The following is a 19,641-nucleotide window of genomic DNA, read 5'->3' on the forward strand; positions in this document are numbered from 1 at the left end:
CGTCACTGTCACTGTCCCGGCCTCCGGCCTCCGTCCCCCGTCCCGGGGCGGATCAGCCGGCCAGGAGGAGGTAGAGCAGCACCGAGAACGCCACCGCCAAGCCGCCGACCACACTGAGCACCAGCACCCGGGCGTCCTTGTCCTCCGCTTCGCCGCTGCCGTTTCCCGGGCGCCGGAGTCCCGGGCCGGGGATCACGGTGTCCGGCGGTGAGGCGGGCGGCCGGGAGCCGTGCGTCCCGGCCCGGAGGTGTCCAGGGTTCCGTGCGGCGGGTTCGTGGGGTGGTGGTGAACCGTGGGCCCGCGGGGGCCCGGGTACGGCGACGGCCCCGGGACCGGGCGCGGGACCGGAGAGGGAGCCGGGACCGGGCGCTTCCGTTCCGCCGTGGTCCTGCCGGAACGCCTGGAGGAGGGCCAGCCAGACCGCGTCCCCGAGCCCCGGGCCGTTCCGCTGCTCCAGGATCCGGTCGACCGCGGCCCGGCCCGCGAGGTCGGCGCCGGCGGCCAGCCGGGGCAGCACCGCGGCGAGCCGGCCGCTGATCCGCTCGTCCCTGGCCAGCGGCCGCACGGCCCAGTGATAGAGCGCGGCTGCGTTGGCGGCGCGGGTTTCGTCTGCGGGAGGCGGGCCGGCCGACGGACGGGGCCGGCTGGTCACGAACAGCCCCATCTCCAGCACGGTTTCGCACAGATCCCGGCGTAGCGCGCGGCCCCACTCGCTGTACCGCTCGGCGATCTCCCGCACCAGCAGACCGACGGCCGCATACGGGATGTGGTCCTGCCGCAGCGCCGCCACCAGGTTCCTGTCCGTGGTGCCCGCGACCGCGGCCCCGGCCGGCCCGGGTCCGGCGGGCTCCTCCTCCATCGTCCGCAGGGCGGTGAGGAGTTCCGGGTAGTCCACCGTCCGCTTGCGGCGGCGGTGGATCAGATGCCCGGGCCGGGGCGCCGCCGGCCACTCGGGACGGACGCGCGGCAGCGCGGCGGGACCGCCGGCGGGGGGTGCCGCGGGTGCGGACGGGGGGTCCGCCGGTCCGGCCGTACGCGGTCCGGTCCCGGCGGTCCCGTGCGGTCCCGTCCTGTCCGTCGCGTGCGGTCCGGCCCCGTGCGGTCCCGTCCTGCCGGCCCCGTGCGGTCCGGCCCCGTGCGGTCCGGCCCCGTGCGGTCCCGTCCTGCCGGCCCCGTGCGGTCCGGCCCCGTGCGGTCCCGTCCTGCCGGTCCCGTGCGGTCCGGCCGTGGGCGGCTCGGGCACAACGGGCTGTCCGGGCACGGGCCGTTGCAGGGAGTTCGCGGCGGGCGCGGAGATCTCCGACGGGGCAGCCTTCCGCCGGGCCGGGTCCCTCCGTCCGGGGGCCGGGCCGCCGGTTTCCCGCCACACGGTCCCCGGGCCGGCGGAGGCCGTCCCGGCGGAGGCCGGCGGGGCGGTCCGCTCCCCTCCCACGCGTTCGAGTCCGGCGGGCTGATCCGGCCGCCGGGATTCCGCCCGGGCCGGGCCCGGATGCACCGGGCGCGGCTCCCCGGACCCCGGCTCCCCGGGGCCCCGTCGCCGGCCGGACGGGTGCGGATCGGCGGGCTCGCGGCGCACCGCTCCGGGCCGCCCGGTCTGTCCCGGGCGCGCCGGGCCCGGGCCCGTGGCGTCCCCGCGTGGTCCGTACGGGCGCGGCGCGCCGCCCGTGGCCGGGGACAGCAGGGTCAGCGCCTGCTCGGCGGAGGCCAGGAGTCCCCGGCCGTCCCCGGCTCCCGCGCCCCGCCGGTCCCGCGCACCCGCCGCGGCCGCCAGCGCCTTCGCGACCTCGTACTCGTGCCCCTCCCCTGCCTCGACCCGGCGCAGATAGTGGTCCACCAGCCCGGCCGCCAGCCGTTCGGCCCGGTCCCCGAGCCGTTCCCGGGGGTCCATCCGGATCCGGTCGGTGCCCTGGGAGACCGTGCCCGGCCAGCTCCGGACGAAGAGGAAGCGGATGGCCCGGTCCTCCGCGGTGTCGTGGGTGGCGAACGTCCAGTCCCGGGGGTGGAGTTCGCTGAAGATGCCGTGCAGCCCCCACAGCACCCGGCAGGCGCTGTCCCCGCCCTCCCGGTCCAGCACGGTGAACGCCTGCCCGGGGTTGCGCAGGAACTCCGCGGCCACGGCCGTCAGTGTCTCCCCGGCCTCCGGGAGTCCGGCCAGCAGCCTCCGGCCCCCCTCGTCGGCGGACGGTTCCAGCACCGAGCGGTGGACCGCTTCCAGGCTGCCGCGGACATCGCCGAGCGGGAGCCCGCTGCCGGCCCACGTCCAGCGGCTCAGCCCCAGGCACAGCTCGGGGTAGAGGATGCCGGACGGCCCCAGCAGCGCATGGCAGACCGTGCTCGACCGCTGCCCCTCCGCGCCGGGCCAGGGGAACCGGTGGACGAGCAGGGCCTGCCCGGCCTTCTCCAGCCTGATCACCGCCGGGACGGTCTCCGCCGCCGTGCTGCGCAGGAGGGCGGCGGCTCTGTGGAAGAACTCCTCGGCCGCCCGCTGGTCGCAGGACCAGGCGACCGGGCCGAAGCCGGTCGTCCCCAGGGTGTTGCCGGCGTCCCAGCGGAAGACGATCTGGTCCACCGCCTGCTCATGACGGCCCATCAGGTCCCCACCTCTCTCCATCGTGCCCCGGGGAGGAGCCCGCTCATGGCGAAGACCGACAGCAGGGGGGTCAGCACCCGTCGCGGTCTGATGCCGTGCGGATAGACGTCGCCGCGGACCTGGGCCCCGGTCGCCGCGACGAAGTGCAGCGTGCAGCGGACGCAGTCGTCGAACGGTTTGAGCCAGGACGCACTGCCGTGGTGGGCCACGAAGGCGTAGGCGTCGCGGCTCTCGGCGAGCAGGGCCTCCTCATCGAGGTCCGCCGCCGTCCCACGGCTCAGCCAGCGGTCCACCGCCGGGTCGAACCGGACGAGGTCGCTCTTGTTCACCGCGACCGCCGCCGGTGCCTCGATGCGGGGACCCGTCCGCGGGACCCGGTTGAGGACGGTGGTGAACGCCTCGTCGCCCAGTTCGCGCCACTGGACTCCGGCCGCGGCGCGGGCGGGGTCCAGCGCCGGGAGCCGCAGGGCCCGCAGCGGGTCGAGGACGAAGATGAAGGCGCCCACGCCCATCAGGAAGCTGGTCACCTCGCCGTTCTGCGCCAGATCCTCGCCGGCGAGGTCGAAGAACAGCACGGGCCGCGTCACCCCGCCGCCGGTGACCAGCAGTCCGTCCGCGAAGTGGGCGAAGGACGTCTGGCCGGTGCTTTCGAGCATCTTGCCCCGGTGCAGGCGCTGGACCCATTCCCGGATGAACTCCCGGTGGGTGTCCGGGTTGAGGGGCAGGCATTTCAGTCCGTACGGCTCCAGCCCGCCCTTCTCGATCTCCCCCAGCATCGCGGCGAGCAGATGCGTCTTGCCGGCCCTGGAGCTGCCCACCAGCGCGACGGTGAGCGGCTCCCCGTTGGTGAGGAACGGGACGGGCAGGTGGTGCGGCGCTTCCGCCGGCGCGTGCGGGCAGGACTGGTACGCCTGCCGCAGCGCGTCCTGCCGGTGCATCGGGCGCAGTTCCCGACTGAGGTCCAGCGGCCGGAAGACCCGCTTGGCGTCCAGCGTGAACAGCCGGTTCTCGTCGTACGCGACCGGCAGCAGGCAGTACGGGCAGAGAGCGGGCCGTTCCACCGCGGGCGGGGGCACAGGCGGGGGCGGGGGCGGCGGATCCGCGGGCCCGGGCACGGCGGCCCGGGAGCCGCGCGGCAGCCAGAAGCGCCAGGAGCGGCGCGGGACCGGGTACTCGTAGCACTCCTCCTGCGGAGGCTCCCCCGTGCCGAGGGCCTCCCGCTTCTTGGCGCGCTGGGCGTCGAACTCGGCCCGGCCAGCATCGAGCGGATCGGCCGGGGCGGGCGCCGCGAGCGGGTCGGGCACCTGGAGCAGGCGCATGAGCTCGGACGGCGCGGGGCGGTCCGCCGCGCGGGGGTCGAACAGACCGCTGTCGGCCGGCGCCGCGAGCCGGCGGAACTCCCGCAGGTCGCGGGGCGCTGCACCGGCGGGGCCGGGGCGGCCGGACAGCAGGAAGTAGACGAGCCGGCCGACGGCCCACAGGTCGTCGCGGGTGTCGGCGGTTCCCGTGCCGTCGCGCTGTTCGGGCGCTGCCCAGGGCGCTTCGCCGAAGGGCTCCCGGGGCTCGCCGATGCGCTGCGCGGCGTACGGCTCGGCGAGCCGGACGTGGCTGCCGTCCCACCGGACCGTTTCGGGGGTGATCTCCCGGTGGACCAGCCCCGCTCCCTCCAGCAGGCGTACGGCGAGCACGAGTTGGGCGAGCAGCTGCTGCTGCTCGGCGACCGTCAGCGTGCCCTGCCGGCCCGCGACGGGCTCCCCGTCCGGGGCGCGGTAGAGCACATGGGGCTCCGCCGCGTCGAGGTCGAAGCCGGCCAGTCGGGTGAACACCTCCCCGAACCCCTCGGAGCCGTACCGCCGTTCGAGCGCGACGCCGGCGCCGACCTGGCGCTCCAGCGCCCCGTACGCGGCGTTGTCGCCCTGCGCGGAGAGGGGCAGCCGGTACTGGAGGAGGCGCCGGCCGTCGCCGAGGGTCACCATGCGGGCCGTCAGCGGCTCGCGCCGGGGAATCCGCAGGTCGGCGTGGAGACGGGCGGTGGTGCGGTACGTGTCGCCGCCGGGCGTGAGGAAGTGCAGCTCCGTGCTCTCCCCCGCGGCGGCACGGGAGCGGGCCCCGGATTCCGTGCCGTCGTCGGTCGTTCTCATCCGGCCTCTCCCTCCTGCGACCTGACGGTGCGGACGATCTCGGCGCGCGGCGGCACGAGACGCAGCACGCCCGCGTGGCGTCCGCCCGGCGTCCAGACGATGTCCTCGCCCGCGGCCTGCCAGCCGTCGCGCGGCGGATCCGGTTCCGCGCCGCGGCGCATGGCCTCCGCGGCGAACCGCACCTGCCGTACCGCCGCCGGGTCCTTGGAGAGGATCCGGCGGTGCTCGGCGCGGCAGAGCGGCACGGCTTCGTCCGCGCCGCCGTGCGGGCCGAGCAGCTGCCCGGCGCGGTCGGCGGAGACTCCCAGCAGTTCGGCGGCTCCCGGGCGCCGTCCGGGATCGGCGGAGAAGCCGGGGGGTGAGGTGGCGCCGTCGCGCCACAGCCGCGCCTGCTCCTCCGCCAGCAGTTCGGTCATCGGCCGCCGCACGGAAGCCCGTCCCGCCTCGGCCGGATCCCGTTCGACGGCGGCCCAGCGCGTGGCGAGTATCCGGGTGGCGCCACCGGCCAGATCGCCGAGCAGGGTGGGCACGAGGGCGGGGCCGCCGTCTCCCCGCTCCCGCTCCAGCCAGGGCGGATCGGCCGGGGCCCCGGAGAGCGGGGCGTCCCCGGCGGTCTCCTTCTCGCCGCCGTCGCCCTCCCCGTTACCGTTCACATCCCCCGGCAGGCCGTCCCCTCCGCGGAGAGCGCCGGTGTACGCGTCCGCCGTACCGGCCGAGAAGGGGGATCCGCTGCCGCCACCGCCACTTGTGCCCCAGTGGTCCCAGTTCCAGGGAGCGTTCGACGGATCCGCGGCGGCCCCGGTGCCGGGCGGCGTGCCGCCCGCGGCCGCGGACCTCCCCGCGCCGCCGGACGCGGCGGGGTCCTGCGCCGCGAGCCGCTCCTCGGCGGTCTCGGCGAGCCCCCGCACGAGCCGGGCGACGGCGCGCGCACCGTCCGAGCAGTGGTAGCGGGCGTCGGCGAACAGCCAGTCCTGCACGGCCGTTTCGGCCAGCAGGCCGTCGATGCCGGTGAGGCTCCGCGCCGCGGACCGCACATCCGTCCGGTCCCACCAGTCGTCGACAGCCGCCGTCCAGTCCCGCAGGACCAGCACCACCGAGCCGGTGACGGCCAGGCCGAGCGCCGCCGCCCCCGCCCAGACCGGCGGGCCCAGCAGCGCTCCCGCCAGCGCTCCCACCACCCCGCCCGCGAGGCCCGCGACCAGCCGCAGCACCGAGCGGGTGCTCCCGCCGCCGTCCAGCGGGTACGCGGACGACCGGTTGGGCCTGCGCCGCAGCATCAGCAGGGTCAGCAGCGCCAGGACGAGGCCCGTCAGCGGCCCGGACACCCAGCCGGGCCCCGGCCACAGTCCGGCGGTGAACGCGAGGAGCAGCACGGGCGCGGCATGGAGGAACGCCGGGCCGTCCGGTCCGAACGGAAGCGGCGAGGCGAGCTCCTCCGGCATGCGCTCGGGGCAGATCTCGTCCAGCCGGGCCAGCCGTGCCGCACTGCCCGCCGGGGCGGACCGGTCGGACAGCGCGCCCAGCCGGGCGGCGACCGAGCGCAGCGGCAGCCCCGCGGCGATCAGCCGCTCGGTGTACGTGCGGAGCCCCGGGCCGACCGGGCTCCGCGACGCCTCGGGAAGCTCCGGCAGGTCGATGCCTCGCTGCAGCAGGCCGCTGCGCTGCTCCGGACTGAGCCGGTCGCCCCCGCCCTCGCTCAGCGCCTCGGCCACACACCCGCGGTACGCGCCGAGCGCGTCGGCGAAGCCGGCGATCCGCGCGGGCAGATCGACGGTCCGGCCGCGCCGGCCGAACAACCCGGCCGGACCGCGCACCTGTTCGTATCCGTCCTCGGCGTCCCCCAGCGCCCGGTCACAGGCGAGCCGCCGCGCCTCGGCCGGTCCGCCGGGGACCAGCCAGCCGCGGCCGGCCAGCGCACGGGGGACCGCGGCGCCGATGAGGTGCCCCAGCGCGGCGGGGACGGTGTCCGCGGCGGCGGAGCCCGGTTCGGAACCCGCGCCCGCCACCCCCTCGACGACGAGGGCGGGGGCGGGGACGTCCTGGCCGGTCAGCTCCTCCAGCGCCTGGCGCCAGGCGCGCGCCTTGGCCTCCTCCGCCAGATCGTGTTCGAGCACACGGGCCGCGGGGACGGCCACGCCGTGCGGGATCTCGGCCATCCGGCGGAGCACGGCCTGAAAGACGGAAGGCTCGGAGAGCAGTTCGGCCAGCGGACGCAGGGCCTCGTCGACGGTGTCCGGGCCCGGTCCGGCGGCGGCGCCGCGCGCGCCTTCCCCGCCGGACCACCCACCGTGGCCGGTGCCGTGGCCGTTGCCGTGACCGTCTCCGCCGGGGCCCGGCCCCGCACCGTCCGCCCCGGCGAACACGTCGGGGATCCACAGCACGCCCGCGGTGGGCGGTTGCAGGACGTGCGGGCGGAGCAGTTCCCGGGAGTCCGCTCCGCCGCAGGCCAGGCAGAGCACCTGGGCGGGGCCGTGGGAGTAGAGCCGCTCGTAGTGGACCTGATGGGCCAGCAGGTGGGTGGCGTCGTCGAGGACGAGGAAGCACCGGGGCCCGGCCGTCCGCGTCCGGGCCAGGGCCTCGCGCACCCGGTCGTCCGGGTCCGGTGAAGCGCCGGCCCGGCCGCCGTGGTGACGCAGGTCGACGCGGACCACCGGCTCCGGGGCGGACCGGCGTTCCGTGCTCACAGCCGCGTCTCCTCGTCCCGGTCGTTCCGGCTGTCCCAGCCACCGCGGGGCGGGCCGTCACCACGGGACCGGTCGTCGCCGTGGTCCCGGCCGTCCGGCGGGGGCGGATCGTCCCAGTCGCCGCTGTCCCAGGGCTCCTCCTTCAGATCCGGCTCCGGGGCACGGCGCGCCACGCCCTCATCGCGGTACGGCTCCTCCGCGCGGTACGGCTCCTCCGGGCGGTACGCATCCGCTGAACGGTACGGCTCCCCCGCCCGGCGCGGCTCGTCCCAGCCGTCCCGGTCCTCCCGGTCCCGGTCCTCCCGGTCCGGGTACGGTTCGCCCCGGCTTCCGGAGCCCGGCTCCGTCCGGCCGGGGAACGGCTCCACCCGGCCGGGGTACGGCCCGTGCCCGCTTCCGGCGTGCGGCTCCGCGCGGCCCGCAGGGGCCCCGCCACGGTCCGCGGAGATCTGCTCCCGGCTTCCGTGTGGCTCCGCGTCCCACCCGGCGCCCGGCTCCTGCCGGCCTTCCGTGTAGGGCTCGGCACGGCTTCCGGCGTGCGGCTCCCCCCGGCCGGGGGCCCCCGCACCCGGGTACGGCTCCGCTCCGGGATACCGGTCCCCCGCACCGGGGTACGGTTCGCCCCGGTCGCCGTGCGGCTCCGCCCGGTCCCTCCACCGCTCGCCCCGGTGCGCGTACGGCTCGGCGCCCTCGTACCGGCCCCCCGTCCCGTACGGCTCGCCCGCCCCGTACGGCTCGCCGTCCCCGTACCGTCCCGCCGGCTCCCCGGCCGGCCGGGGTGGCGCGGGCGGTTCGTGGGGGGAGCCGTTGTGGCGGCGGTGCGGCACCGCCGGTTCGGGCCGCGGCCCCGCCGCCCCGTCGCGGGACCGGCCGCCGGGCGGTCCCGGCGGCCCGGTGCGGGGGCCGGCCGGCGCGGTCCGCGGACCCGGCGGCCGGGAGGCCGCCGCTTCCCGGCCGTACCGCTCGTCGAGGGCCCGCAGGGTCGGCCGGGTGGGCCGCATCACTCCGGGGAAGCGCAGGTCGAGCGCGCCGTCGAAGGTCTTGTCCCAGAAGTCCCGCAGGGGCACGAGCCATTCCTCGTCCTCGGCGGCGAACTCGTGGAACAACTCGTCCAGCAGGGCCCGCTGCCGCGGCGCCACCTCGTGCACCAGTCGCCGGAAGAGCGCCGACGGAGCGGCGTTACGGGTGGTCAGACCGTGGGGCTGGGCGCGCATCAGCCGGTCGCAGACGTCCTCGATGATCTGGCCCTCCTCGTCCAGCAGGGCCCACTGCTCGTAGGCGCGCAGCAGCCCGGCCCAGCTGGACAGGCCCTCGTCGAAGGACTCCAGCCGCAGGGTCATCGTGGCGGAGTCGCCCTCCTGGAGCCGGATCCGGATCCGGTCGGGGGAGGCGGGGTCGCCCTGGACGTCCACCTGCCCGTTCCACACCGCGCACAGGATGCGGTGCAGGATGCGTCGCCGGTCGTCCTCCGTGCTGGCCAGCCAGTCGTCGCGGTATCCCAGCCGCTGCCGCCAGTGCAGGAAGTCACCGCCGCCGGCCGCGTCGCGCGCCTCGGCCCAGAGCCGCAGCGAGTGCCGCACCTCGGAGACGTCGGTGAGGCTCATCCCGCTGCGGAACAGGACAACGGTGATGGCCTCCGCCTCCACCGCCCGGCACTCCGGCTCCCCCACGGTGTCGCGGGGCAGGTTGAGCTCCTGCTTGAGGTACTCCCCGGCGCGCTGGTCCGCCTCGCTGCGCGGATGGACGATGAGGGCCTGCAGCGGGCCGCTGCCGTCGGGGGTGAAGCCGACCGGCAGCAGCCCGGCCAGCTGGGAGCGGAACTGTTCCAGCCAGCGGCCGTCCACGGCCGCCGCCGCGTCCTCGTCCCCGGCCGCCGCCCGCAGCAGTACACCCAGGGACGGGAGCAGCGGACGGTCGTCCAGGTCGCTGGTCTCTCCGAAGAGGGACTTGACGCGCCGTTCGAGGACCTGCTTGATCTCCTTGACGGCGGCGCGCGGGGAGCGGCGCACGGCGTCCAGGGCCCGCTGCCAGTCCTCGGGCCGCACCAGCCTGGCCAGCAGGGTGGCCGGGTCGGGGTTCTCCGGCAGGCCGCCGTGCCGGACCAGCCGGTCGAAGACGTCGTCGTAGAAGGCCCGCAGGTTGTTCTGCGGGGGCAGCAGATAGGACACGCCCGTGCGGTCGTCGCGGTAGAGCTCCTTGCGGCGCTCCGCGAAGAGCTTCCGCTCGTCCTCCTCGTGGGCGCGCAGGGCCCGGACCAGTTCGCCGGTCTCCTTCAGCGCGCGCACCAGCGGGGGCCGCCAGCGGGATTCGTGCTCCTTCCAGGCGCGGTGCCACTGCCGGTTGCCCCGCCACCGGTACCAGGCGTCCTGCTCGTCGATCGCCTCCTGGACGTCGGGGTCGCCCCAGCGGGCCGGGACGAGGCCGCCGACCCCGCCCTTGATCCGGGGAATGAGCGGGGCGGAGACGCCGACTCCCTCCGGCCGCTCCGGGTCGTTCTTGCGGTTCTCCAGCATCCCGGTGAATCCGGCCTCGGCCGTCCGCCGGGGGTGGCCGGGGAGGCCGGTGAGGATGCGTTCCAGCCGGAACGGGCCGAGCCGGCCGAGCAGTTCGCGGGCTCCGGTGCCGGGTTTGAAGTCGTCGACGAGCCGGGAGATGTCCCGGTCGAGTTCGCGGTCGAGCCGGGCGAGCCCGTCCTCCATGTCGCCGATCCGGTCCCGCAGGGCCTGGGCGATGGGCTTGCCGCCCTTGGGCAGCGGGTCGGGCGCGGGAATCCCGGGCGCCTCCCTGCTCCACAGCCGGTCGATGCCGGACCGCAGGAACATGTCCCGGACCAGCTCCGCGTCGTCGTCGCGGGGCCGCCGGGCGTCCTCCGCCATGCCGCGCACGGCCTGGGCCAGCAGCCGGCCCGCGACGATCTCCGCCAGATCGTCGACGGGGACGGTGAGGGAGGCCGCGAGGCTGGTGGACATGCCCCGGTAGCCGATGCCGGAGTGGGACGGCGTCGAGCGTTCCACGCTCTTGTTGACGAAACTGGCGGCGAACGACTGGTAGTCGCCCTCGGTGCGCCCCTGGCTGTTCTCGTCGCCCAGCTCCGTGCCGATCAGCGACATCACCATCGCGGTGATGGACCTCCGCAGGTCCTCCGGCCGGATCACGGAGGGCCGGCTGAAGAGGAACGCGGTCTGCACGGTCGAGGAGCGCAGCTTCACCATGCCCTCCACCGGGTAACGCACCCCGGCCTCGGCGGGCGGTTCGACATCGCCGAAGTCGGCCTGCGCGTCGGGCACGTTCTGATGGTCGACCAGCCGGGACAGGTCCACCAGGGCCCGGGCGGAGTTGAGCTCCGCCTCCCGTCCGCCGCCGGCCTCCGGGGTGAAGGCGGAGGGCATCACCACCAGCGGGTAGATCTTCACCCCGGGCACCTTGGACCGGCCGAACTCGTGCCCGATGAGGTGGATGAAGTCGTAGAAGATGCCGGCCCCGGTGCCGCCGGCCACGGAGAACGCCACGAACACGTCGCAGCCGCGGATCTGCCGGCCGCCCATCTCCCGCAGATCTCCCGCCGAGTTGCCGATGGCGCCGACGGCCGCGCGGAGCTGCCGCAGCACGGGCTCCAGACCGCTGCGCAGCGTCGCGAAGAGCGCGGCCCGGCCCACGGTGGGCAGCTGACCCGCGCCGTTGTGCAGGGGCGCGACCCGCGGCTGCCGTGCTTCCGGCGGCAGCCAGGAGCGGGTCTCCTCGTGCAGGGCGACCCGCAGCATGCGGGTCACCTCCGGGGAGGTGTCGTAGCCGGCGGGCAGCAGGTCGTGGACGGCTCGCGAGGTGCGGGTGTACGCGGCGGCCTCGGTGCCCTTGGCGCTGAGGTGCGGCAGCTGGTCGAGCTCGGACTCGCTGAAGTCGGCGTAGACGAACTGGAGGCAGTCCGGCAGCTGGAACGGGGCCCGGCGGCCGTCCGCGACGAGCCTGGTGCCGTCGGGTCCGCACAGCTCGCGGCGCAGGCCGCGCTCCAGCTCGGCGCCGATCCGGCCACCGGTGCCGCCCAGGCCGACGAAGAGCATGGGCTGGTAGATCTTCATGGGGTCTCCCGTGGGGCCGCCGGGGTGGCAGCGGCCCGTCGTGGCTCAGAAATTCGGGTCGAAGCGGCTCGCGCCGGCTCTCCGCTCGCCGGCGGACGGGGGCGGGACGCGCCCCGCCTCGTCCCCGGGCCGTGGGGTGCGGCCGCCGCGGCCACCGGCGTCCGTGTCTCCGGCGTGGCCGCCGCCCCGGCTCCACCACCGGCTGCCGCCGCTCCCGGAGCCCCGGGAGGTCCGGGAGCCGCCGGAGGTGCGGGACGTACGGGCGGTCCGGGACGTGCCGGAGCCACGGCTGCCGTCGGAGCCGCCCCGCCGGCCGGCTGCGGACCGCCGGTCGTGGAAGACGATCTCCAGTCCGTCGCCGGCGGAGGCCGAGCCACCGGGGGACAGCTGCTGCTCCCGCCCCCCGTCCGGCCGGAACAGGAACTGCCCGGCGGCGGAGCGCCGCAGTCTGTGCACGGCGGCCGCTCCCGGCCCCGCGCGCCGCAGCGCGGGCGCCGAGCCCCGGGCGCGGTCCACGGTGAAGCGGAACTCGCCGCCGGTGCTCTGCCCCGAGCGGACGGTCAGCTCGTCGTTCCGCACCCCGTCCGCGCGCAACTCCAGCCGGACGCCGGTGAGATCGCGCCGTTTGCGCGCGGCCCGCAGCCGCACGGCCACGAAGGCGGCCAGCCCGAGCAGCAGAAGGGCACCGGCGAGGAAGGCGCCCCACCAGTCGTCCCAGAGGGTCGGCACCGGTTCGACGACGACACCGATGAAGCCGTTGGCGAGGACCCGGCCGTCGTCGTCCGCGTCCGCGACCGTGATGCGGCCGCCGATCTCGCCCGGCGCGATACCGGGGTCCAGGGAGAGGGTGAGCGGTACCGTCCGGCCGTCCTCCGCGGGCACCTCCACCGTGGCGGGGGAGATCCGCACCCCGCCGCCCGGCGGGCGGTCGGCGAGGGCCAGCCGCAGGGTGTGCGCGGTGGAGTCGCTGTTGCGGACCTCCAGCGTGCCCCGCACCTCGTCGCCGGGATGGACGGTGCCCCGCTCCACGGTCAGGGCCGCCGTGACCGGCGGTGTGCCGACGGTGACGCGGGCGTTGAGCGGCCGCTGGTCGCCCGTGACCCCCGGCGCGGACATCTCCGCCCGCAGGGCGAGGTCGCCGTCGGCGTCCTCCGGCACGGTGAGGGTGCCGGTGAAGCGGACGTCCCCGGCCTTCCGGTCGGGGCCCTTTCCGTCGTCGGCGAGGGGAACGGAGAGCGGCTCGAAACCGCTGCCCGACAGCAGCGCCGAGACCTTGATGCCCTCCAGTTGCTCCGGATCGTCGATGACCACACCGCGCCGGGTCTGCATCCGCACCTCGACGACGGTCTTCTCCCCCGGGCGCGGCGAGGCCGGGTCGAGGGTGACGGCGGAGCGCAGTTTGCCCTGCCAGATGGCCCGCACGGCCACCTCGCGGTCCCGGTGCCCCTCGGGCGCCTCCAGGTGGACGCGCCAGGTGCCGGGGCGGGGGTTCTTCACCCGCAGCGCCTCGACCGGGCCGTTCTGACCGGTGGCCTCGAAGACGGAGCCGTCGAACGAGCCCCGGGTGGGGACCTTGCGGCCGCGCGGGTCGTAGTAGGTCGCCGTCACTTTCGGATCGTGTTTGCTGACGGTGATGGAGCCGTCGGTGGCGATCTCGGGGATGGTGACGGTGAGATCGGCGGGCGGTCTGCCCACCGTGCCCTGGGCGACGCGGGCGCAGCGCGCGGCGGCGAACGTCTCCTGGAGGGCCTTGCCGATCTCCGCCGAGCCGTCGAGCACGCGCATCCGGGGCCGCGCCGAGGGCAGGTCGGCGCAGCCGTTGCGGTAGCCGCCGGCGGCCATGCCGGTGAGCATCTTCCGGTCGACGTCACCGAAGCCGAGCGGCCAGATCTGCACGGACTCCTCGCGGGCCCGGGCCAGTTGCTCGGCCAGCTGCCCCTCGGCCTCCTCGGTGCGGCTCTTCGGGTCGTCGCCGTAGGCCGGGCTGTCGCTGACGTCGAGCCGGCCGTCGGTGAGCAGGAAGACCACCTTCGGGGTGGCGGGCTCGCCGTCCTCGGTGAGCCGGTCCAGGGCCTGCCGCAGGGCGGCGGGGAAGTCCGTGCCGGGGCCCATGCGCCGCGCGTCCCGGCGGGAGAGCTGCTTGACGCAGTCGCTCAGGTGGTTGCGTCCCACGGCGTCGGCCACCGTGAGCCGGCAGACCTCGCGCACCGCCGACTGGCCGCGCTTCTCGGAACTGCCGAAGCCGATCACGGCGGCCCGCGAGCGCTCCGAGATCTCCCCCTGGGCGATCAGCGCGGCGGCCTCGACCTCGCGGGCCAGGTCGTCGGCGGAGAGGCTCTTCGACTGGTCGACCACCACGGCGAAGTCGATCGGATCGGCTCCGTCCGCGGCGTCCGCGGTCTTCCCGGTCTCCGCGGCGCGGACGCCGGCGGGTGCGGGTGCCGCGACCGGGGCGGGGGACGCGGGCGCGGCGGCCACGGTGGCCACGGTGACCAGGGCGGTCAGGGCCAGCAGGGTCCGGGCCGGGGTTGTCGTCCTTGACGTGCTTCTCATGTGAACCGTCTCTCACCACAGCCATGGGGAAGGACCGGCGCCGCGGCGGGCGCCGGAGGGTGGCCGCTCGCGGGCGGCCGCGGATGCGCGCCGGAGGGCACGGTCTGCGCCGCGGAGGGTGCCGCGGGCTCGCCCGCCGGCCTCGTCCGGGTGCTCATGTGTCGTCCCAGTCGTCGAAGTCGGCGCTGGGCGGGGTGTGGCGGCGGGCGCCGCCCCACTGCTCCTCGCGTTCGCGCTGCTCCTCGCGCGCGCGGCGTTCCTCCCGGGCCCGTTCGGCGGAGGACTCGACGCGCGTCGGGCGGTGGACCCGCGGTTCCTCGTCCCACGGCGGCAGCTCCGGCTCGGGCGGGAGGTACCGGCCCCCGGGGTGGCGGTCGTCGGGGTACGGGCCGTCGGAGTACGGGACGCGGGGCGCGTCCTGGTCGCCGTATCCGTCCCGGTCCCGGTGCCCGGCGCGGCCCCGGCGGCCGTCGCGGTCCCCGCCGCCGTCGCGGTCGCGGCTCCCGCCGCCGGCCCCGGCCCGGGCCTCGTCCTCGTCCTCGTCCTCGTCCGGGAAGTGACTCGGCAGCTCCTCCCGGTACCGGCCCCGGCGCCCGGGGCGCGGGCCGTCCTCCGGCTCCCGCCGGCCGCGCCCGGGGGACAGCACCCGGTCGGTGACCCCGCCGAGCACCCCGCCGGTGCTCTCCCGCAGATGCTGGAGCACCTCGTACATGCCGTCGTCGATGTCGTGGCGCTCCAGGATCCCCCGGTCGATCAGCCGGTTGAAGAGCTGGATGAAGTCGGCCTGGCCCTGCCGTTTCTCCTCCCGGATCGCCTGGCGGATCTCCCACTCCTTCTCGGGATTCCGGGCCATGTGATAGATGATCTCGGCCTCTTCGCCCCGCCTCAGCACGGATTCCAGCTCGGCGGCCCGGTCCCGGGCGAGCCAGCGCTGGTGTGCCTCCCGGCGGCGTTCGGCCTCCGCCTGCGCCTCCTCCGTCGTCATGTCGAGGTGGATCGCGTCGCGCTCGCCGAGCCGCTGCCGGATCGGATCGCTGAGGTCGATGAACACCCGGGTCCTGATCCGCAGTCCGAGGTCGTGGCCGAGCTCCAGGTGGCCCGCCGCCAGCTCCGCCTGCACCGCCTCGTCGGCCCGCTGGGCCTCCGTCAGCCGGAACCGGCGCGACACCTGGCGCAGTCCGTGGAGCAGTTCCCCCTCCAGCAGTTCGCGCAGGTCCCAGACGCGTTTGCCGACGACGGTGTACGGGTCCTCCACCTCCCAGTGCACCTCGGCCCGGGCGTCGAAGAACTGCGCGTCGCCGGCGGCCGGGAGCCGCAGCTCGAACACCGTCACATTGCGGCCGAGGAGCACCTCGAAGACGGTGAACGGCTCGCGGAACCAGGGCTTGTCCCGGTCCTCCCGGTGGTCCGGCCACAGCACGCTGTGCCCGCCGTTGCCGTACAGCAGCACGGCGGCGATCTGGCCGCTCCGCCGCGTGTAGGGCGGCCGGCACTCCCGCACCAGCGGGCCTGCCTGACGCCCCTTCAGCTGCCCGTCCTCCGCCCCGCCCGTGCCGGCGGCAGGCTCTGCCGTGGTCATCTCCCGCCTCCTTCTCCCACCGCGTCCCACATCAGACGGGCGTCGTCCTTGTCCAGGGGTTCGTCGCGGTCGCGGACCAGGCCGGCCAGGAGATGGCGCAGCCGGTCGCGGTCCCTGCGCTCCACCGCGATGCGGCGCAGCAGATCGCAGGCGAGTTCGCACTGCTCCGCGTCACCGGCCGAGCGGCGCAGCAGGGTGCCGAGGGTGTCGAGCGCCGCCTGTCCGGAGCGGGCGGTCGACAGGGTGTGCCGCACCAGGGCCGCGATGGCGCCGGCGAGCTCCGGATGGGCCGCCGGCACCGCGAGGGCCAGCGGTTTCCGGTCGTGGCGGGCGGCCCGTTCGGCCGTGTCGTGCAGGCCCCACAGGAAGGTGGCGCGGGTTCCGAGGGCCTTGATGACGGTCAGCAGGACGAGGTCGGCCGTCTCCGTCCGTCCGCTCAGCAGCCAGTCGGCGAGGCGCCGCACGACGGTGTCCGGCTCGGGCCCCGCCAGCAGCCGGGCGGCGCTGAAGGCGGCCAGGGCCGTCAGCTCCGGGTCCTCCTCGGTGCGCACCAGCTGCGCCAGCGCGTCGAGCGAGGCGGAGACGGAACCGGCGGCCATGCCGTAGCCGTGCGCCATGACGGCGGTGCTCACCAGCGCCGCTTCTCCGCCGGCCGCCCACTCCTTGAGGAGGGCGTGGACGGCGGGCCGCACGGCGGGTTCGCGGGCGGCCTCGGCCAGCGCGGTGGCCGCCGCCATCCGCCGCACCGCGCCGTCGGACCGGGCCAGCGGGCCGATCAGCTCGCCCGCCCCGTGGACCCAGTCCCAGGAGCAGAGCACGCCCGCGGCGACGGACGCCCGCACCCAGAGCTGGGGGCGGGGGTCGCCGCAGAGGGACCGCAGCCAGCGCACGAGGGGGCCGCGGACGTTGAGGTGGCCGTGCCACACTTCCCGCAGCACCGCGGTGGGCAGGGCGTCGCCCTGGAAGCCGATGGTCCGCACCGGCACCCGGGCGTCGCCGAGGTCCAGCTCGGCCTCCTCCACCACGGCCCGGGCGGCGGCCGGGCGGACCTCGGCGTGGGTGCCGAACAGCCGCCGTCCGACGGCGGCTTCGGGGTCGAGGGTGGCCGCCATCTCCGCGGCGAGCCGCTCACCGGCCTCGGCGGTCAGGCTGTGCGCGGATCCGTTGAAGACGGCGACGGCGATGCGGAACGCGGCGGTGCCGAGAGAGGGCAGGGCCTCGGGCAGCGTGCCCGGGTTGTCGGCTCCGGCGAACCAGGACCGCGCCTGAGCCCGGACGAAGGTCGCGCAGTCCTCCAGCAGCTGCCCGTGTGTCAGCTCACCGCGCAGGCGGCGCGCGAGGTGGTCGGCGAGGCGCGCCGCCTCCGCGGGGCGCAGCTCGGCCAGGCCGAGGGCCTCCTTGACGTCCGGCGCGGCGGCCAGCTCCAGGGCCCGGCCGAGGGCTTCCGGTGGCTCGTGCTTCAGCAGGACCCTCAAGTGCCGCAGCAGGACCTGTTCAGCGGGCGGCGGCGGGCAGTACACGCCGTAGCGGCCGCGGAGCATGCGGTCCGCGAGATCCCCGCTCCCGACGAGGACGACGCCGCAGGCGCCGGCGTCGGCGAGCTTGCCCCGGAGGCGGTCCAGGTGGAGTTCGGTGAGGACGGCGCCGGTGCGCCGCGGGCGGGAGCGCCCTCCGGCTCCACCGTCCCGCTCCGGGCGGGCGTCTCCGGCGCTCTCGCTCCCGTTCTCGTCCTCGGGCGTGATCTCCAGCAGATGGCCGTGGCCGCCGGTCACCTCCTCGATCTCGTGGACCCTGCTGCTGGGGTCCAGCCGGATCACGCGGTTGCCGGTCAGCTCGGACAGCAGGGCCAGCGCCGTGGCCGTACGGCCGCTGCCGCACTCCCCGCACAGCACCAGCAGACCGCGCTCGCGCAGGCGGCGCTTCATCCGCTGGTAGCCGGCGGTCTCGCAGTAGACGCTCGTGAGACGGTCCAGCTCCTCGGCGTGGACGGGCCCCTGGAGCAGGGCCGGTGCGCCGCCGGACTGGCTGATGAAGTAATTGCCCTCGAAGTACTGGCCGTCGGTGGCGAAGCTGATGCTCCGCCCCGTCCGGCCGGCCGCGAAGGTGCGGCGCGCCGCGTGCGCCGTACCGGAGCCGCCGGTGCCGCCCGAACCGCCGAGCGGATCGCGCCCGGCCCGGTCGAAGCGCCGGTCCTCGGGCTGCTCCGGGGCGTCCTCCGGGGGCCGGTTCTCCTCCGGTGCCTCCCGGGAGGACTCCGGGCGTGAGCCGTCCCGCGGGGTGTCGCGGGGAGCGTCGCGGGCCGGGGCGTCCCCGGCGGGAGCGTCCCGGACGGGGGCCCCGTCCTGGTCGTTCATGCGCCGTCACCGGCGTTCCGCGCGGTGCCTCTCCCGGGGCCCGGAACGTCCGGGCCCGGTACGGCGTCCGCCTCGTGTCCCCGCGCAGGCCCCTGCGACGGCTCCGCCTCCCGCTCCGGCGCGGCGGCCTCGGCTCCTTTGCGGATACCGGTGAATCCCCCGTGGATCACGTTCTTCTCGAAGTACTGGAGGTCGCCCTGGGCCGTGATCCGCCGGCCGCCGTCCGGGGACGGCGAGCCCCCGTCACGCTCCGGCGGGCCGCCGGAGGCGCCGCCCGCGGCCCCCGGAGCGCCGGCCCCGGCGCGCCCCCGCGCCCGCCCCCCTCCCCCGCCGCCTCCGCCGGACTGCTCCGGCGCCGTCCCCGCCAACGGCGTGCCGGCGGCAACCGGTTCGGCCGGCGCGGGGCGGGACGGCGCGGGCGGCCGGGGTGGGATCCGGGGCGCGGGCGACCGGGGGATGTGGAACCAGGCGGTCTCGTCGGTCTCCTTGGACCGCACCCGGGCGCTGCGGTAGTGCTCGGGCTCGACGTACCGGCCGCCCTCGGACACCACGTTCTCGTACAGCCAGTCGGAGACGACCAGCAGCAGGTCCGCGCCGGGCTCACCGGCCATGATGTCCTTGGCCACCGGGCTGTCGCAGAGCCGGCAGGCGAGGTCCACGGCCCGGCCGACCAGCCCGCGGCCGTCGTTCATCACCGGCCCGGCGTTCATGCCGACCCGCAGCCGCAGCCGCTCCGCGCTGCCCGCGTTGTGCTCGCGCAGGCACTGGTAGAGGGTGTCCAGCCAGCGCCCGACCATGAGCGCCGGCGGTACGGCCGGGTCGAGGGCGGTGAGGATGCCGTCCCCCCGGTCCTCCTGGTGGAGGCGTCCGGGTTCGACGTCCACCGAGGCGTACGCCTCGCCGAACGCGGCGTACATCCCGTCGCGCATCCGTCTCTTCGCGTGCATGCCGAGCTTGCCCGAGCCGCAGGCGTCACCGAAGACGACGAGCCTGTTGACCGCTCCCGCTGTGTTCACCCGATCCCCCTGTGCCGTGGTGCCGCATACCAACGTGGCCGTGAACCGCGCACGGCGATGTAGTCGTTTACACAGTCGGCGCGGAAAACTTCGCCCGCGCTCCGGGGCGCGCTCCGCGCCGTGCCCGGTTCCGCCCTCCGCGCGCCGGTGCGGGCGGCCGCCCGTCCGCGGGGGCGGGCACCGGCCGGGGCACGCCGGGGGCGGGGGCGGGGGCGGGGGTCACGGGCCCGTCCCCTCGGGCGGTGCCTCGCTCCTGGCGTCCCGGACGGAGCGGTTCTCGCGGGGAGGCGGCACGCCGCGGCTGGCCGCGCCGGCAACAACCGGCGCGTTACGGAATGGGTGATTCCGTTCGAGTGCATTCACTTTCGGCCCCCCCGTGCGCAGCCTTCCGACCGCTGAGGGCGCACCCTCGCGGTGTGGCCACTCTCAGCAGCACCGGGGTTGCACAACAAGGAAGTTGAGGGTTACTCACACGATGGAGTGAAATTCCGGGCAGGACCTCGAACCACAGCCGTCTCAACCGCTAAGGGTCTGCGGCGGGATGATGCCGGGGCCCCCGGCGCGGCCCAGGCCGACGTGCCGGAGGTCGTCGCGAAGCCGGCGGAACACACGGAGGGGCAGGCGCCCCGAGGACCCCTGCCCCTCCGC

General features: G+C 76.3%; 8 protein-coding genes. All 8 read right to left on the bottom strand.

Annotated features, from left to right (window positions below):
* Window positions 1–52 precede the first annotated feature (52 nt).
* A complete protein-coding gene (locus tag KBZ10_RS03405; RefSeq protein WP_210985950.1) occupies window positions 53–2,590 on the bottom strand; it encodes a hypothetical protein in 2,538 nt (845 codons plus the stop codon).
* A complete protein-coding gene (locus tag KBZ10_RS03410) occupies window positions 2,590–4,731 on the bottom strand; it encodes a hypothetical protein (protein ID WP_210985951.1) in 2,142 nt (713 codons plus the stop codon). The genes KBZ10_RS03405 and KBZ10_RS03410 overlap by 1 nt, the downstream gene beginning before the upstream one ends.
* Window positions 4,728–7,415, bottom strand: coding sequence for a hypothetical protein (locus KBZ10_RS03415; RefSeq protein ID WP_210985952.1), 2,688 nt, complete (start codon window positions 7,413–7,415; stop codon window positions 4,728–4,730). Before KBZ10_RS03415 ends, KBZ10_RS03410 begins: the two co-directional genes overlap by 4 nt.
* On the bottom strand, window positions 7,412–11,491 hold the full coding sequence (locus tag KBZ10_RS03420; RefSeq protein WP_247701723.1) for a tubulin-like doman-containing protein: 4,080 nt from the start codon (window positions 11,489–11,491) through the stop codon (window positions 7,412–7,414). Before KBZ10_RS03420 ends, KBZ10_RS03415 begins: the two co-directional genes overlap by 4 nt.
* A gap of 45 nt (window positions 11,492–11,536) precedes the next feature.
* Complete coding sequence (locus tag KBZ10_RS03425) at window positions 11,537–14,044, bottom strand: vWA domain-containing protein (RefSeq protein WP_210985953.1); 2,508 nt, start codon at window positions 14,042–14,044, stop codon at window positions 11,537–11,539.
* A gap of 154 nt (window positions 14,045–14,198) precedes the next feature.
* Window positions 14,199–15,623 carry a hypothetical protein gene (locus KBZ10_RS03430; RefSeq protein WP_210985954.1) on the bottom strand — a complete coding sequence of 475 codons (1,425 nt, stop codon included), beginning with the start codon at window positions 15,621–15,623 and terminating at the stop codon, window positions 14,199–14,201.
* On the bottom strand, window positions 15,620–17,977 hold the full coding sequence (locus KBZ10_RS03435) for a hypothetical protein (protein ID WP_247701724.1): 2,358 nt from the start codon (window positions 17,975–17,977) through the stop codon (window positions 15,620–15,622). Before KBZ10_RS03435 ends, KBZ10_RS03430 begins: the two co-directional genes overlap by 4 nt.
* A complete protein-coding gene (locus KBZ10_RS03440) occupies window positions 17,974–18,993 on the bottom strand; it encodes a hypothetical protein (protein WP_210985955.1) in 1,020 nt (339 codons plus the stop codon). Before KBZ10_RS03440 ends, KBZ10_RS03435 begins: the two co-directional genes overlap by 4 nt.
* Window positions 18,994–19,641 lie beyond the last annotated feature (648 nt).

It is taken from the genome of Streptomyces sp. F63, from assembly GCF_018070345.1.
In the GTDB taxonomy this organism is placed as follows: domain Bacteria; phylum Actinomycetota; class Actinomycetes; order Streptomycetales; family Streptomycetaceae; genus Streptomyces.